12 protein-coding genes are annotated in these 14,328 nt (G+C 70.2%); 5 read left to right on the top strand and 7 right to left on the bottom strand.

The annotated features are described in order from the left end of the window. Positions 1-50: 50 nt before the first annotated feature. Positions 51-1,523, top strand: a complete 1,473-nt coding sequence (locus ACQG07_RS11355) for a hypothetical protein (protein WP_426738353.1) — start codon at positions 51-53, stop codon at positions 1,521-1,523. 90 nt (positions 1,524-1,613) lie between these two features. Here ACQG07_RS11355 and ACQG07_RS11350 read toward each other — a convergent pair whose 3' ends face one another. The 7 genes from ACQG07_RS11350 to ACQG07_RS11320 form a co-directional block, all read right to left on the bottom strand. After that, the gene (locus ACQG07_RS11350; protein ID WP_426738352.1) at positions 1,614-2,813 is read right to left on the bottom strand and encodes a class I SAM-dependent methyltransferase; all 1,200 of its coding nucleotides are present in this window, start codon (positions 2,811-2,813) and stop codon (positions 1,614-1,616) included. Positions 2,814-2,852: 39 nt separating this feature from the next. After that, positions 2,853-3,494 carry a hypothetical protein gene (locus ACQG07_RS11345; RefSeq protein ID WP_274499312.1) on the bottom strand — a complete coding sequence of 214 codons (642 nt, stop codon included), beginning with the start codon at positions 3,492-3,494 and terminating at the stop codon, positions 2,853-2,855. Positions 3,495-3,584: 90 nt separating this feature from the next. Then, on the bottom strand, positions 3,585-4,001 hold the full coding sequence (locus ACQG07_RS11340; RefSeq protein ID WP_064297156.1) for a heat shock protein transcriptional repressor HspR: 417 nt from the start codon (positions 3,999-4,001) through the stop codon (positions 3,585-3,587). A 30-nt stretch (positions 4,002-4,031) separates the two neighbouring features. Next, complete coding sequence (locus ACQG07_RS11335) at positions 4,032-5,033, bottom strand: DnaJ C-terminal domain-containing protein (protein ID WP_079704948.1); 1,002 nt, start codon at positions 5,031-5,033, stop codon at positions 4,032-4,034. Positions 5,034-5,035: 2 nt separating this feature from the next. Next, positions 5,036-5,710 (bottom strand): nucleotide exchange factor GrpE, encoded by a 675-nt coding sequence (locus ACQG07_RS11330; RefSeq protein ID WP_426738351.1) that lies wholly within the window; start codon positions 5,708-5,710, stop codon positions 5,036-5,038. Positions 5,711-5,712: 2 nt separating this feature from the next. Next, on the bottom strand, positions 5,713-7,575 hold the full coding sequence (dnaK, locus tag ACQG07_RS11325) for a molecular chaperone DnaK (RefSeq protein WP_064297153.1): 1,863 nt from the start codon (positions 7,573-7,575) through the stop codon (positions 5,713-5,715). 345 nt (positions 7,576-7,920) lie between these two features. Next, positions 7,921-10,503 carry an ATP-dependent Clp protease ATP-binding subunit gene (locus tag ACQG07_RS11320; protein ID WP_426738350.1) on the bottom strand — a complete coding sequence of 861 codons (2,583 nt, stop codon included), beginning with the start codon at positions 10,501-10,503 and terminating at the stop codon, positions 7,921-7,923. A gap of 160 nt (positions 10,504-10,663) precedes the next feature. Between ACQG07_RS11320 and ACQG07_RS11315 the strand changes: the two genes are divergently transcribed. The 4 genes from ACQG07_RS11315 to ACQG07_RS11300 all read left to right on the top strand — a co-directional run bounded on the left by ACQG07_RS11315 (position 10,664) and on the right by ACQG07_RS11300 (position 14,315). Then, positions 10,664-12,130, top strand: a complete 1,467-nt coding sequence (locus ACQG07_RS11315) for an MFS transporter (protein ID WP_426738349.1) — start codon at positions 10,664-10,666, stop codon at positions 12,128-12,130. A gap of 73 nt (positions 12,131-12,203) precedes the next feature. Beyond that, positions 12,204-12,785 carry an ArsR family transcriptional regulator gene (locus tag ACQG07_RS11310; protein WP_274499308.1) on the top strand — a complete coding sequence of 194 codons (582 nt, stop codon included), beginning with the start codon at positions 12,204-12,206 and terminating at the stop codon, positions 12,783-12,785. Positions 12,786-12,810: 25 nt separating this feature from the next. After that, entirely contained in the window at positions 12,811-13,908 is a 1,098-nt protein-coding gene (locus ACQG07_RS11305) for a serine hydrolase domain-containing protein (RefSeq protein WP_426738348.1), read from the top strand. Next, positions 13,905-14,315: a hypothetical protein gene (locus ACQG07_RS11300; RefSeq protein ID WP_192019299.1), complete on the top strand. Its 411-nt coding sequence runs from the start codon at positions 13,905-13,907 to the stop codon at positions 14,313-14,315. Before ACQG07_RS11305 ends, ACQG07_RS11300 begins: the two co-directional genes overlap by 4 nt. The last annotated feature ends 13 nt before the right edge of the window (positions 14,316-14,328 follow it).

The raw sequence follows: 14,328 nt of genomic DNA, 5'->3' as shown, positions 1-14,328 counted from the left end.
TCGGGACCGCCCCGACGCGGGCTTCGACGGGCAGCTCCTAGGGTGGATCCATGCCGCAGAACCGCACGATCCGGACCGCCGCCACGGCGTTGCTCGCCTTGGCAGCCGTCCTCGGCCTCTCGGGCTGTGGCGACGTGAACGCGGCGTCCGCCGCCGGGCGGGACTTCGAGCACCTCCTGGACGGCGTCCCGGAGGTGGCCGATGTCGACACGACCGGGAGCAACACCCTGCCGTGGAACGGCACGGCATCGGCGTCGGTGCTCATGGACGACGACGTCACCGACGATCGGCTGAGCGCGATCGTGGACCGCATCGGCGGGTTCCTGAACGAGCAGGCGAAACGGAGCGGCGGAGCGACGTGGGAGGGAGTCGACCTCACCGTCCGTGGGTTCACCCTGTCCGTCCTCGACCGACGAGCCGACAACGCGACCCAGCTGGAGCTGCTCGCGTCACTCGAGGACGAGGGCGTGCCGGGCGGTGAGCTGCAGCTCGCCTCCGCTGGAACCGACGGTGCGCGTGCGTCCTCGCTCTCCCTCGTGGCGCGTCCCGGAGAGGACTTCCTCGACGCCTACGACCTGGCCAGGGCGACCGCCGACGCGACGCCCGCCTACGCCGCCGCGGTCATCTGCGGCCGCAGCGACGACGGTGTCGACCCGGCCGGACCCGACGAGGACGACGCCGACGATGCGGCCCCCGGCTTCACCAACTGGGACGGGGACGCGCGGTTCTCCATCTCCTCAGGCGTCGACGACGACGCGACGGTCAGCGGCGACCCCGGTACGATTCGTGCCGCCTACCTGGCCGTCGCCGGACAGTTCGAGGTCATCGGCGCCACGCTGACCCCGGCCACGATCGACCTCCGCGTCTCGAGCGTCGACGACGTGGCCGCCGCGACCGCGGTGGCGACGGGTGCGGTACCGGCGTACGTCGCAGTGGAGGTCCAGGGCGGCATCGTCACTTGGGATGACGGCGTCCAGTCGGCGGACATGCTGCCGGTCGTCCAGTCGCTCGGCGCGGTGCCCGGCGTGACCGCGATCGCGGCGTCGAGTGACAGCGTCAGGCTCACCGTCGCAGGCCCGGGCGCCGGGCGCACCGCCCTCGACGTCCTCGACGCCCTGCCCGAGGCGTCGGTCGTCGAGTCGCTCGGCATCGACGGCCCCGTCGTGAGCGGTTCTCCTGGAACGTTCTCCGTGCGTGGCGCTCGCGGGGACGCGACCGTGCTGTTCGGCCTGGTCGAGCGGTTGACCGCCATGGGCTCGCTGGCGTCCGTCGAGAGCAGTGTCGGTCGCCTGCAGGTCGAATTCCACGCGGGCGACGACACGACGCTCGGGGCGGCGATCGGCCTGGTCAAGGCGAGCGTCGCTCCGGGAACGTGGACCAGCATCGAGGTCGAGGGTGAGCGGGGGACCTGGTGGTTCGACGCCGCGGACACCATCACCATCGACGCTTCCGAGTACGCCGACGAGTCCCCGGAGGAGACCGCGCTCCGCGAGCGCATCGAGCGCCTCTGGAACGCCGCTTGACGGTCACGACTCCTGCAACGCCCGCCCGGACCGTCGAGGACGCCGGTGTCCGAGCGGCCGGTGCCCACGGGACGGTCCAAGCAGCAGGAGTTACGGACGCGGTTCGCCGGCGGCCCGGGGGCGCGAGACCGTCACCGTGAACTTCTGGTTGCGCGCGAACTGCGTCGTCGGACCGACGAGCCGCTCGAGGGCAGCCCGGTAGCCGAGGTGGGAGTTCCACACGACGGCGAGCGTCCCGCCCGGCTGCAGGACGCGCGCGGCCTCGGCGAACAGGTCGTGGGCGACGCCCGTGTGGACGGTGGTCCCGCTGTGGAAGGGCGGGTTCAGGACGATGAGGTCGGCTGACGCGTCCGGCTGCATCGACAGGCCGTCGTCGCGGAGCACCGTGATGCGCTCGGCCAGCCGGCGGTCGGCGTCGTCGTTGGCGGCGATGGTCGCGGCGGCCGAGGCGACGGCTGCAGCGGACTGGTCGGTCGCGATGACCGCGAGCTCGGGCCGGGCGATGGCGAGCGACACCGCGAGGACGCCGGTGCCGCAGCCGAGGTCGATGGCCGTCCGGGCGACGGGCGCGATCTCCGGCAGCGCCTCCAGCAGGAAGCGGGTGCCGATGTCGAGCTTCGTGCCGGCGAACGCTGCGCCGGCGGCGGCGATGGTCAGGCCGATGTCGGCATGGTGCTCGGTGCGCAGCGCGGTCGAGGCCGTGGTGTCGGCCTCGTCACGCGCTCCCTCGACGGCGGCGGTCACCGGACCGCTCGCACGGAGCACTCGGGACTTCTGCCGGGCGAGGCTCGCGGTGACGGTCGAGAAGCTCCGACCGAGGACCTCGTTCATCGCGGGCGTCAGGTGTTTCACCCGGCCACCCGCCAGGAGACGGACGTCAGCGGCGCTCCAACGGGCCACGGCGGCGGCGATCTCGTGCAGTGCTTCGAGGTGCTTCGGGAGTTGGAGGAGGACGAGTGATGCGCCCGTGAACAGCTCCTCGCCGAGCGGCAGGTTGCGGAAGCCGCCGTCGACGCCGAGCCGTTCGGCGTTGGCCGCGAGGGCGCGTTCCCCGACGGCGGCGTCCTGGTGGACCCGGACGTCGGTCGCCCCCAGAAGCGCGATGGCGCCGAGGGTCAGCGCCCCGTAGGCGTCGCCGACGACGACGATCTCGCCGGGCGTCGGCACCCGCCCGGCCAGGGCCTCGGCCGCTTCGTCGAGCAGGAGCCGGTCGGTCGCGTCGACGGCGAAGAGGTTGGGTGCCTCGTGATCGGGGAACCGGCGCAGCGCGTCGAAGGAGAACTCGGGCATCCCCTCAGCGTAACCGGCCACGCGATACGAGGAACGGCGTCACCGACGGCGCGCGCGCCGAGCCGGCTTCTCCGCCTTCACTGCTCGGAGGACTGCCGGGAAGACGAGGACGCCGAGCCCGGCGGAGACGAGGAGGTTGACGACCGTGGCGATGGCGACGCCCTGGCCGAAGGCGCGGACGGTCTCGAGGCCGCTGGCGTCTTCGGCGCGGACGGACGCGATCGCACCGAACACGATCACGAGGCTGATGACCGCGAAGATGAGCTGCAGCGGAACGGTGGCCCACATGCCCCAGTGCGTGACGGCTCCTGCGCGACGCACGCCGTGACGCCGCAGGATCCGCAGGCTGAGCGCGATGCCACCGAGGAAGGCGAGGACCCCGAGCGCGACGTACCCCCACACCCAGGCGCCGAACGGCGGTGTCAGGAAGAGCAGGATGAAACCGAACACGCGCGAGAAGCCGTCGACCCACTCGGCCTCGCCCGCACCGAGCAGGACGCCGACGAGGATGGGGGCGCCGATCACGACGAGCGTCAGTAGTGGAAGCACGCCCGCGATGACGCCGAAGTACATGAGCGGGTAGGCGGTCAGTCCGGTCAGGCGGGCGCCGCGCCGCCTCCGGGCCGTCGCGGGTGCGGTCTGCGCCGGGTCCGGCTTCGTCACCACGGGCTGCGCGCTCATGCCCCAACCCTACGCGGCCCGCAGACGCGCGAAAGCGCACCCGTGGTCGTCATCCACGCGGGATGACGACCACGAGTGCGCTGTGGTCGGCTACTCGGAGAGCGACGGCCGCCAGACGACGACCTCGGTCCGGCGGCGGGTGCGGGTACCGCTCCGCATCGGGACGACGCTCCCCTCCATGCCGGCGGCGAACACCCGGTTGCCCGGGGTTCGCAGCAGGGCGTTGGCGAGCGCGTGCTCGAGCTCCCGCACCCGGCCCTGGAGCGAGCTGACCTCGTTCTCCAGAGTCAGGATGCGGGAGATGCCCTCGAGGCTGACGCCCTCGGCACTGAGCCTGGACACCTCACGGAGCTGGGCGATGTCGCGCATCGAGTACCTGCGTGACTTCCCCGCGGTCCGCGTCGGCGACACGAGCCCGAGCCGGTCGTACTGCCGAAGGGTCTGCGGGTGCATGCCGGCGAGCTCGGCAGCCATCGCGATCGCGAAGACCGGCGAATGCTCGTCCATGCTCCCTGCCCTTCCGTGTGCTGCTGGCTACTAGCCCCGAGCCCGAGCGATGAGCTCGTCTCGGGGGTTGTCCTTCGGCTCCAGCTCGTGGAACCGTTCGAGTGCTTCCTTGGCCTCGCCGCCGAGATGCGCCGGGACGACGATCTGCACGACGGCCAGGAGGTCGCCGGTGCCCTTCGTCGTCGCGACACCGCGGCCCTTGACGCGGAGGACGCGGCCGCTCGGCGTACCGGGGGCGACGCGCAGCTTGACGGGGTCGCCGCCGAGCGTCGGAACCTCGATCGTGGCGCCGAGCGCGGCCTCCACGAAGGTGACCGGCACGGTGACGCGGAGGTTCAGGCCGTCGCGTTCGAACACGGGATGCTTGCGGACACTCACGGTGACCACGATATCGCCGGGTTCGCCGCCGTCCGGACTCGGCTGCCCCTTGCCGCGCAGGCGGATCTTCTGTCCATCCGACACACCCGCCGGGATCTTCACCTTGATGGTGCGTCCCTCGGAGGTCTGCAGGGAGATGGTGTCGCCCTGCGTGGCCGTGATGAAGTCGATCGTCGTGTGCGCGGTGATGTCGCGGCCCGGCGTGGGTCCGCCGTAGCCGCGGAAGCCACCGGAAGTCTGGCCGAAGCCACCCTGGCCGAACATGCCGCCGAGGATGTCCTCGTATCCGGGAGGAGCCTGCTGGTAGCTGTAGCTCTGGCGACCGCCACCACCACCGCCCCCACCGAACATCGTCCCGAAGACGTCCTCGAAGCCGCCCTGGCCGCCGCCGGCACCCGGGGCGGTGAAGCGTGCTCCACCGCCCATGGCGCGAACGGCGTCGTACTCCTTGCGCTGCTCGGGGTCGCCGAGCACCGAGTGGGCCTCGCTGATCTCCTTGAACTTCGCCTCGGCCTTCGCATCACCCGGGTTGGAGTCCGGGTGGTACTGCCGGGCGAGCTTCCGGTAGACCTTCTTCAGTTCCGCCGGCGTCACGTCCTTCTTGACGCCGAGGACCTTGTAGAAGTCCTTGTCGAACCAGTCCTGACTCGCCATGGCTAGCTCGCCGGGACCGCGACGACCACCTTCGCGGCGCGCAGCAGGGTGGAGCCCAGGTGGTACCCGGTCTCCACGACGTCGAGGACGGTCTCGCCCTCGGCACCCGGCGTGGGCTGCTGGAAGATGGCCTCGTGCACGTTGGGGTCGAAGGTCTCGCCGACCGCTCCGAATGGCTTCAGCCCGAGCTTCTCGGCAGCGCCGCGGAGCTTGGCCGCGATCTGCGTGAAGGGGGCGTCGCCCTCGAGGTCGCCGTGCTTGTCAGCGCGGTCGAGGTCGTCGAGCACCGGCAGCAGGACCTTGGCGACCTCGCCGGTGGTGCGCTCGCGCTCCACCTCGCGGCCGGCTTCGGTGCGCTTCCGGTAGTTCGCGTACTCGGCCGTGACGCGCTGCAGGTCGCCGAGGCGTTCTGCAGCGAGCTGCTCGGCCGGGGAGAGGTTGCCGCCCTGCACGGGCTCCTCGGGAGCCGCGTTGAGGATGTCCTCGACGGTCAGCTCGTCGTCGGCGGCCGGTGCGTCGGCGTCGGCGGATTCGGCAGGTGCGCCCGAGGGGGCCGACGCGTCGGCGTCAGCCCCCTCGGTGCCAGGCTGACGAACCTCGCCGGTCTCCGGGTCGATCCGCCGCTTGTCACGGATGATGGGATCGTCCTGGTTCTGGTTCTGGTTCTCGTCAGTCATGGTTACTTCTTGTCCTTGTCGTCTTCGTCCTCGACGACCTCGGCGTCGACGACGTCCTCGTCGGAGGTCGCCTCCTCAGCCGGGGCCTCGGTTCCTGCGGCGGACTCGGAGGCCTGCGCCTGGGCGTAGATCGCCTCGCCGAGCTTGACCTGGCTCTCGTTGAGCTTGTCGAACGCGGTCTTCACCGCGTCCTCGTCCTCACCGGCGAGCGCGCTCTTCAGGGCGTCGACATCGGCCTGGACGTCGGTCTTGACGTCCTCGGGCAGCTTGTCGTCGTTCTCCTTGATGAGCTTGTCGATCGAGTAGGCGAGCTGCTCGGCGCTGTTGCGGACCTCGGCCTGCTCGCGGCGGGCCTTGTCGTCCGCGGCGTGCTCCTCGGCCTCGCGGACCATGCGCTCGATGTCCTCCTTGCCGAGGGACGAGCCACCGGTGATGGTCATCGACTGCTCCTTGCCGGTGCCCTTGTCCTTGGCGGACACGTGCACGATGCCGTTGGCGTCGATGTCGAAGGTGACCTCGACCTGCGGCACACCGCGCGGAGCCGGCGCGATGCCGGTCAGCTCGAAGGTGCCGAGGTTCTTGTTGTCGCGGGTGAACTCGCGCTCGCCCTGGAAGACCTGGATCGCGACGGACGGCTGGTTGTCGTCGGCCGTGGTGAAGGTCTCGCTCCGCTTGGTGGGGATCGCGGTGTTGCGCTCGATGAGCTTCGTCATGATGCCACCCTTGGTCTCGATACCGAGCGACAGGGGGGTGACGTCGATGAGCAGCACGTCCTTGCGCTCACCCTTCAGCACGCCGGCCTGGAGGGCGGCGCCGACGGCGACGACCTCGTCCGGGTTGACGCCCTTGTTGGGCTCCTGACCACCGGTGAGCTTCTTGACGAGCTCGGCGACGGCGGGCATACGGGTCGATCCACCGACGAGCACGACGTGCGCGATGTCGGAGACCTTCACGCCGGCCTCGGCGATGACGTCGTTGAACGGCTTGCGGGTGCGCTCGAGCAGGTCCTGCGTGAGCTCCTCGAACTTCGCGCGGCTGAGGGTCTCATCGAGGTTCGCCGGGCCGTTCTCCGTGAGGGAGAGGTACGGGAGCTGGATCGAGGTCGACATCGAGGAGCTGAGCTCCTTCTTCGCCTGCTCGGCGGCTTCCTTGAGGCGCTGCTTCGCGATCTTGTCACCCGAGACGTCGACACCGGTCGAGTCCTTGAAGCGCTTGATCAGGTAGTCGACGACGCGCTGGTCCCAGTCGTCTCCACCGAGGCGGTTGTCACCCGAGGTCGAGCGGACCTGGATGGTGGAGAAGTCGTCGTCCTTGCCCACTTCGAGCAGCGAGACGTCGAAGGTACCGCCACCGAGGTCGAAGACGAGGATGAGCTCGTCCTCCTTGCCGCGGTCGAGGCCGTAGGCGAGGGCTGCGGCGGTCGGCTCGTTGATGATGCGGAGCACGTTGAGGCCCGCGACCTCACCGGCCTCCTTCGTGGCCTGACGCTCGGCGTCGTTGAAGTAGGCGGGAACGGTGATGACCGCGTCGGTCACGGTGTCGCCCAGGTACTGCTCGGCGTCGCGCTTCAGCTTCGCGAGGATGCGAGCGGACAGCTCCTGCGGCGTGTACTTCTTGCCGTCGACGTCGAACTTCCAGTCGGTGCCCATGTGGCGCTTGACGCTCGCGATGGTGCGGTCGACGTTGGTGACTGCCTGGCGCTTCGCGGTCTCGCCGACGAGCACCTCGCCGTCCTTGGTGAATGCGACGACGGAGGGGGTGGTGCGGAAGCCCTCGGCGTTGGCGATGACGGTGGGTTCTCCACCTTCGAGGACGGCGACCACCGAGTTGGTGGTACCGAGGTCGATGCCTACTGCACGTGCCATGTGTTGGTTCTCCTTGTGTTGACTGCCGGTTCGGAACTCGTCGACTCGGGCGGCATGCGGATGGCGTCCGGCCGACTCGACGAGCTCGGCACCGAGCTGGTTGATGGGGTGATGCTGGTGTGACGTCGAGACTTGAGCCCCGATGACTCAATGCTACCGAGGCCCGGTTTCGACGTCAAGAAAGTTGAGTCCGCCTGGCTCAACTCCCAGCGGATGGCCAGGGTGACCGCGACCCAGGTGCCCTTCGAAAAGCTCGGGGACCAGGACGGGGAACGGTCCGCGAGTGACGACAGGCCCAGAGTCCGGAACGAATCCCGGTCCCTGAGCCTGTCGAAGGGGTAATGCCTACGCGGCGTCCACCAGCACCGCAGCATGCTCGGTGACGACGATCTTCCCGCCGACCGCGTCGACGTGCACGGTCGAGCCGTCGCCGACCCCGCCGCCCACGACGAGCTCGGCGATGCGGTCGTCGACCTCACGCTGGATCAGGCGACGCAGGGGGCGCGCGCCGTACTCCGGCTCGTAGCCGAGCTCCGCGAGGAGCGCGAGCGCCTCAGGCGTCGTCTCGAGTGATGCACCGCGCGCGGCCAACCGTTCGGTCGTGCGGCCGAGCATCAGTCCGACGATCTCCTGCAGCTGCTGCTGGTCGAGCTTGCGGAAGAGGACGATCTCATCGATGCGGTTGAGGAACTCGGGACGCATCACCTCGCGCAGCTTGCCCATGACCCGGGCCCGGAGCGCCTCTTCGGAACCGAAGCCCGTCGGGTCGTCCGCGCCGCCGGCGACGAAGCCCATCGCACCGGAACGGGATGCGAGGAACTCGGAACCGAGGTTCGAGGTCATGACGACGACCGTGTTGCGGAAGTCGATCGTCCGCCCCTGACCGTCGGTCAGGCGACCGTCGTCGAGCACCTGCAGGAGCAGGTTGAACACGTCGGGGTGCGCCTTCTCGATCTCGTCGAACAGCACGATCGAGTACGGGTTGCGCCGCACGCGCTCGGTGAGCTGGCCCGCCTCGTCGAACCCGACGTACCCGGGAGGGGCGCCGACGAGTCGCGACACCGTGTGGCGTTCGCCGAACTCGCTCATGTCGAAGCGGATCACGGAGTGCTCGTCAGCGAAGAGGGATCCGGCGAGCGCCTTCGCGAGCTCCGTCTTACCGACGCCGGTGGGGCCGAGGAACAGGAAGCTGCCGACCGGTCGGTTCGCATCCCCCATGCCCGTGCGGTTGCGACGGACGGCCTTCGACACCGCGGTCACGGCGTCGTGCTGGCCGACGACGCGAGCGTGCAGTTCGTCCTCGAGACCGGCGAGACGTTCTCGCTCGCCCTCCGTGAGCCGACTGACCGGGATGCCGGTGGCGCGGGACACGACGCCGGCGATCTGGGCCTCGTCGACGACCGCGTCGCGGTCGGCGCGGGCACCGGGTCCGTTGGAGGCGGCGTCGAGCTTCGCCTGCACGGCGGTGATCTCGTCGCGGATGCGCGAGGCCTCCTCGTAGTGCTCGGCCGACACGGCCGCGTTCTTCGATGCCTCGAGTGTCGCGAGCTCCTCGACGAGGGCGCTCACGTCGACCGCCTTCCCGAGCCGCAACCGCAGCCGGGCTCCGGCCTGGTCGACGAGGTCGATGGCCTTGTCGGGCAGGACACGGTCGGGCAGGTAGCGGGCGGAGAGCTCGACGGCTGCGCGGAGGGCGTCGTCGGCGAAGCGGACGTCGTGGTGCTCCTCGTAGGCAGGACGGAGACCGTCGAGGATGAGGACGGCGTCCTCGATCGACGGCTCGCCGACACGCACGGGCTGGAAGCGGCGTTCGAGTGCCGGGTCCTTCTCGATCCCGCGGTACTCACGGAGCGTGGTCGCACCGATGAGGTGCAGCTCACCGCGCGCGAGACGCGGCTTGAGCATGTTCCCAGCGTCCATGCCGCCCTCGCCGGAACCTCCGGCGCCGACGACCGTGTGGACCTCGTCGATGAAGACGATCAGCTCGGAGCGGTTGGCTGCGATCTCGTCGAGCAGGCCGGTGAGGCGCTCCTCGAAGTCGCCGCGGTACCGGGTTCCGGCGACCATGGCCGGCAGGTCGAGCGAGATGACGCGCTTCCCGCGCAGCTGCTCCGGGACGCCGCCGTCGACGATCGCCTGGGCGAGCCCCTCGACGACCGCGGTCTTGCCGACGCCGGCCTCGCCGACGAGCACGGGGTTGTTCTTCGTGCGGCGGGAGAGGATCTCGATGGTCTGCTCGATCTCCTCGGAACGTCCGATGACGGGGTCGAGCGATCCGCCTGCGGCGAGCGCCGTGAGGTCGGTGCCGAAACGGTCGAGCATCGGGGTGTCCGAGTCGAGGTCGTCGGCATCGCGGTCGTCCTGGTCGTCGGTGGCGACACCGGGGTCGCCGACGGTCTGGCGCATGCCCTGGGTCAGCGCCTCCGCCGTGACGCCGGCGCGGGCGAGGACCTCACCGGCAGGCGAGTCCTGGTTGATGACGAGGGCGAAGAAGAGGTGCTCGGGGTCGACGTACGTCGATCCGGCGGCGCGGGCCACCTGGTAGGCGTGGAACAGCGCGCGCTGGGCCGACGGTGTGATGGCCGGGTCCTTGACGCTCGGCGAAGACGCCTGCGGCAGGCGCTGCTCGGCGGCCTTGGCGATGGCCTTCGGGTCGACGCCGAGGCGCGCGACGGCGTCCTTGGCGGGCTCTTCGCTCACGATGACGCGCAGGATGTGCAGCGCGTCGAGCTCGTTCTGGCCGCGCTCGAGCGCGAACCGGCCGGCGCGCTGCAGGATCTCCTGCGTCCGTGCGGTGAGGAAGCGGCTGAGGTCGATGGTCCGCGCCGAACGCGCCCGCTCGCCCTCGAGGTATCGGGCGAGGAAGTCGTCGAACGACGACGATCCGCCGTCTGCTGCTGCGCCGCCCTGGGTGAAGTCTTCGGGCACGTGAACCTCCTGGATTCAAACTTGAGTGTCGTACGCTCAAGTCCAACGCGGGGTGCCCGAAGCTATTCCCGGCGACGATCCGCGTCCCAGCGAACCCCCAGCCATCGCGCTGCGGGACGCGCGCTACCGCCCGTTCACCACGCGGCACTAGCCTCAGTGCATGAGCACGACTCCCCCAGGTGGCACCGACGACACCGGCCGGACAGGCGGGCACGGCGACGAAGCCCCGCGTCTCGGATCCCGGCCCCGCAACTTCCCGCCACCACCGCTCGTCACCCCCGACGCCGCAGCAGCCACCGTCGACCTCGACACCTCGCAGGTCGCCGCCGTGAAAGCGCAGGCGGGTCGTAAGGGTCGCATCTTCGCGTGGAGCCTGTGGGACTGGGGCTCGGCGTCGTTCAACGCCGTCGTCACCACCTTCGTGTTCACCGTCTATCTGACGAGTGACTCGTTCGGCGAGGAGGCCGCGGTGTCGGCATCCCTCGGGTGGGCGCTCGCCGCCGCCGGGCTGCTGATCGCGATCCTCGCGCCGGTCGTCGGCCAGCGGTCGGACTCCGCCGGGCGGCGGAAGTTCTGGCTCGGCTTCAACACCTACGTCGTCGTCGCGATCACCGCGCTCCTCTTCTTCGTCGCCCCCGATCCGAACTTCCTCTGGCTGGGCCTCGTCCTCCTCGCGGTCGGCAACATCGTGTTCGAGTTCGCCGGCGTCAACTACAACGCGATGCTCGCCCAGGTGTCGACGCCCACCTCCATCGGCAAGGTCTCCGGTCTCGGCTGGGGCATGGGGTACATCGGTGGCATCGTGCTGCTGCTCATCGTCTACTTCGGCTTCATCTCCCCCGAGGTCGGACTCTTCGGCGTCACCGGCGAAGACGGCATGGACGTCCGCGTCGCGATGCTCGTGTCTGCGGCGTGGTTCGGGATCTTCGCCCTGCCCGTGCTGTTCGCGGTGCCCGAGTACCACGCACCCCAGGCTGTCGCCCGGCCGCACGTCGGGTTCTTCGCCTCCTACGGCGTCCTTGCCAAGAGCATCGCGGAACTCTGGCGCGACAGCCGACAGACACTCTACTTCCTGCTCGCGAGCGCCGTGTTCCGCGACGGGCTCGCCGGTGTCTTCACCTTCGGTGGCGTCCTGGCCGCGGGGACCTTCGGCTTCTCACCCGGCGAGGTGATCATCTTCGCGATCGCCGCCAACGTCGTCGCCGGGATCGCGACGATCACGATCGGCCTGCTCGACGACAAGGTGGGGCCGAAACCCGTCATCGTCGCGTCGCTCATCGGCCTCGTCGTCGCGGGAAGCGCCGTGTTCTTCCTCCACGAGGGCGGCGCGACGATCTTCTGGATCTTCGGGCTCATGCTGTGCCTGTTCGTCGGCCCTGCACAGTCGGCGAGCCGCTCGTTCCTGGCGCGCATCATCCCCGAGGGCCGCGAGGGTGAGGTCTTCGGCCTCTACGCCACGACCGGCCGCGCCGTGTCCTTCCTCGCACCGACCGCCTTCGCACTGTTCGTCACGCTCGGTGGGGCGCAGTTCTGGGGGATCCTCGGGATCGTGCTCGTGCTGCTCATCGGCCTCGGACTGCTGATCCCGGTGCACGCGAAGCAGGGGCGGCTCAGCTCGCGGGCCTGATGCACGGCTCCACCACTCAGACCGTGGGTCTACCTGCTTGATTTCGTAATTACGACATTTGTACACTTGGGTCATGACGACCATCGACCCCGGGGATCACGAGGCACGTCTCGCGCGTCTCGAAGCCGCCGTGTTCGCCCGACCGGCCGACGACGACACGACCACCGAGCGACCGGACGACGTCGCGTCCGCAGCCGCGACGGGCGATGCCGACGACACCTTCTGGGCGCTCCGCGGGCTCGAACAGCGCACGGCCGAGCTCGAGCACGGGGCGGTCCTCTTCACCGGATCGGTCGTCGCCGGCGGCGGACCCGTGCAGTGGCAGTACGCCAGGGCGACCGACGACCTCCTCGCGCTCGGCGACGACCCCGACGCCGTGGAATCAGCAGGCTCCGGTCCACTCGCGACGGCGGCATCGCGACTCGCAGCCATCGGCTCCCCCGTCCGGCTGCAGCTGCTCCTGGCCGTCGCCAACGGCACCTCCGCACTCGCGGACCTCGGCGAACTCGACGGCATCGGGACGACCGGCCAGGTCTACCACCACGTCCGCGTCCTGACGGCCGCCGGCTGGCTGCAACCAGCCGGCCGCGGACGGGTCGCGGTCCCGCCCATGCGACTCGTCCCGCTGCTCGTCGCCGTCGCCGCCATGGAATGACCACCGACCCCAGGAAGGACCCCGCATGACCGCCACACCACGCAGCACGTCCCGACCCAGACGGGTCTGGGTCATTGCCGCCGTCAGCACCGCTGTCGCCCTCGCGATCGGGCTCGCCTTCCGGCCAGGGCCCTCGACGCTTCCCCCCGAAGCCACCGGCGACGCCGAACTCGCGGCCACCGTCCGCGAGCTCGCCGGCCCCGACCGCAAGGCCCTGCTGGCCGTCGTCGTCACCCCGGACGGCACCCGCACCGCGACGATCGGCGCCCAGCCGAACACCCGGTTCGAGATCGGATCGGTGAGCAAGGCCTTCACCGGACTGTTGCTCGCCGACTCGATCGAGCGCGGCGAGGTCACCCCGGACACCAGGCTCGGTGAGCTCCTCGAGCTGGGCGACGCGCCCGCGGCGGACGTGACCCTCGAGCAGCTCGCCACCCACACCTCCGGCCTGCCCCGGCTGCCGATCGACCTCTGGACGATCCTCTCCTCGACGTGGTTCGCGCTCACGACGGCGAACCCCTACGGCGAGGACGTCGACCAGCTGCTCGAGCAGGCGCGGTCCGCATCCCTCGACACCCCGAAGGGTACCTACTCCAACCTCGGCTTCGAACTCCTCGGTGCCGCCCTCGGCTCGGCCGCCGGCACCAGCTACGCCGACCTCCTCGAGGAACGGATCACCGGTCCGATGGGACTCGACTCGACCAGCCCCGTGAGCGATGCGGCCGACCTCGGCGATCGCGACCTCCTCGGCGAGACCGCCGGCGGACGGACCGCCGCAGCATGGACCGGCACGGCGATCGGGCCCGCTGGCGGCATCCGCTCGGACGCGGAGGATCTCGCGCGCTTCGCGGAGCGACTGGCCGACGGCAGCGCGCCGGGCATCGATGCGCTCGACCCACAAGCGGCGTTCGGCGATCGCGAGATCGGCTGGGCCTGGATCACCGATCGGAAGGCGATCGACGGCGAGGACCTTGTCTGGCACAACGGCGCCACAGGCGGCTTCGCGTCCTTCGTCGGCGTCGTTCCGGCGACCGGCACCACGGTGGTCCTCGTCTCAGCGACCCAGGAATCGGTCGATGCGGCCGGCGTCGCCGTCCTCGAGCAGATCGGAGCAGCACGATGATCGAGATCCTGATCCCCGCCGTCGTCGCCCTCGTCGTCGCGTGGGTCCTCGCCCTCCAGGTCGTCCACGCGTGGAGTACGGGACGCTGGGCGGCGACCGAGCGCTACCGACTGGTGGTCGACGCGGTCGACAGCATCGTGATCCTCGCCCTCGTCCGCGCCCTCGCCGCGCCGGTCGGCGTCTGGTCCTGGGCGTGGGTCCTCGCCGTCGCGATCGTCGGCTTCGGACTCGCAGGCGCAGCACTCCGCTGGAACACACTCCCCTGGCACGCACCCAAGCCGAAGCGGACCCTCGACGAGCACGGGGCGACGGTCGAGACAGCCGTCGAACCCCGCACCCGCGGTCGGCAGGTCCTGTCGGGGATCTACGCCGTCGTCGGTGCCGCGATCGTCGCGCTCTGCTGGTGAGCGACCGCAGCCC

The organism is Plantibacter sp. 2H11-2, from assembly GCF_050031945.1.
Lineage (GTDB): Bacteria > Actinomycetota > Actinomycetes > Actinomycetales > Microbacteriaceae > Plantibacter > Plantibacter auratus.
This window is presented reverse-complemented; position numbering and strand designations above follow the sequence as displayed.

Excerpts from the sequence above, each read along its gene's own strand:
- ACQG07_RS11310 (WP_274499308.1), top strand. The coding sequence starts at position 12,204 with ATGACGACCATCGACCCCGGGGATCACGAGGCACGTCTCGCGCGTCTC.
- ACQG07_RS11305 (WP_426738348.1), top strand. The coding sequence starts at position 12,811 with ATGACCGCCACACCACGCAGCACGTCCCGACCCAGACGGGTCTGGGTC.
- ACQG07_RS11330 (WP_426738351.1), bottom strand. The coding sequence starts at position 5,710 with ATGACTGACGAGAACCAGAACCAGAACCAGGACGATCCCATCATCCGT.
- ACQG07_RS11355 (WP_426738353.1), top strand. The coding sequence starts at position 51 with ATGCCGCAGAACCGCACGATCCGGACCGCCGCCACGGCGTTGCTCGCC.
- ACQG07_RS11315 (WP_426738349.1), top strand. The coding sequence starts at position 10,664 with ATGAGCACGACTCCCCCAGGTGGCACCGACGACACCGGCCGGACAGGC.
- ACQG07_RS11335 (WP_079704948.1), bottom strand. The coding sequence starts at position 5,033 with ATGGCGAGTCAGGACTGGTTCGACAAGGACTTCTACAAGGTCCTCGGC.
- ACQG07_RS11340 (WP_064297156.1), bottom strand. The coding sequence starts at position 4,001 with ATGGACGAGCATTCGCCGGTCTTCGCGATCGCGATGGCTGCCGAGCTC.
- ACQG07_RS11300 (WP_192019299.1), top strand. The coding sequence starts at position 13,905 with ATGATCGAGATCCTGATCCCCGCCGTCGTCGCCCTCGTCGTCGCGTGG.
- ACQG07_RS11350 (WP_426738352.1), bottom strand. The coding sequence starts at position 2,813 with ATGCCCGAGTTCTCCTTCGACGCGCTGCGCCGGTTCCCCGATCACGAG.
- dnaK (WP_064297153.1), bottom strand. The coding sequence starts at position 7,575 with ATGGCACGTGCAGTAGGCATCGACCTCGGTACCACCAACTCGGTGGTC.
- ACQG07_RS11345 (WP_274499312.1), bottom strand. The coding sequence starts at position 3,494 with ATGAGCGCGCAGCCCGTGGTGACGAAGCCGGACCCGGCGCAGACCGCA.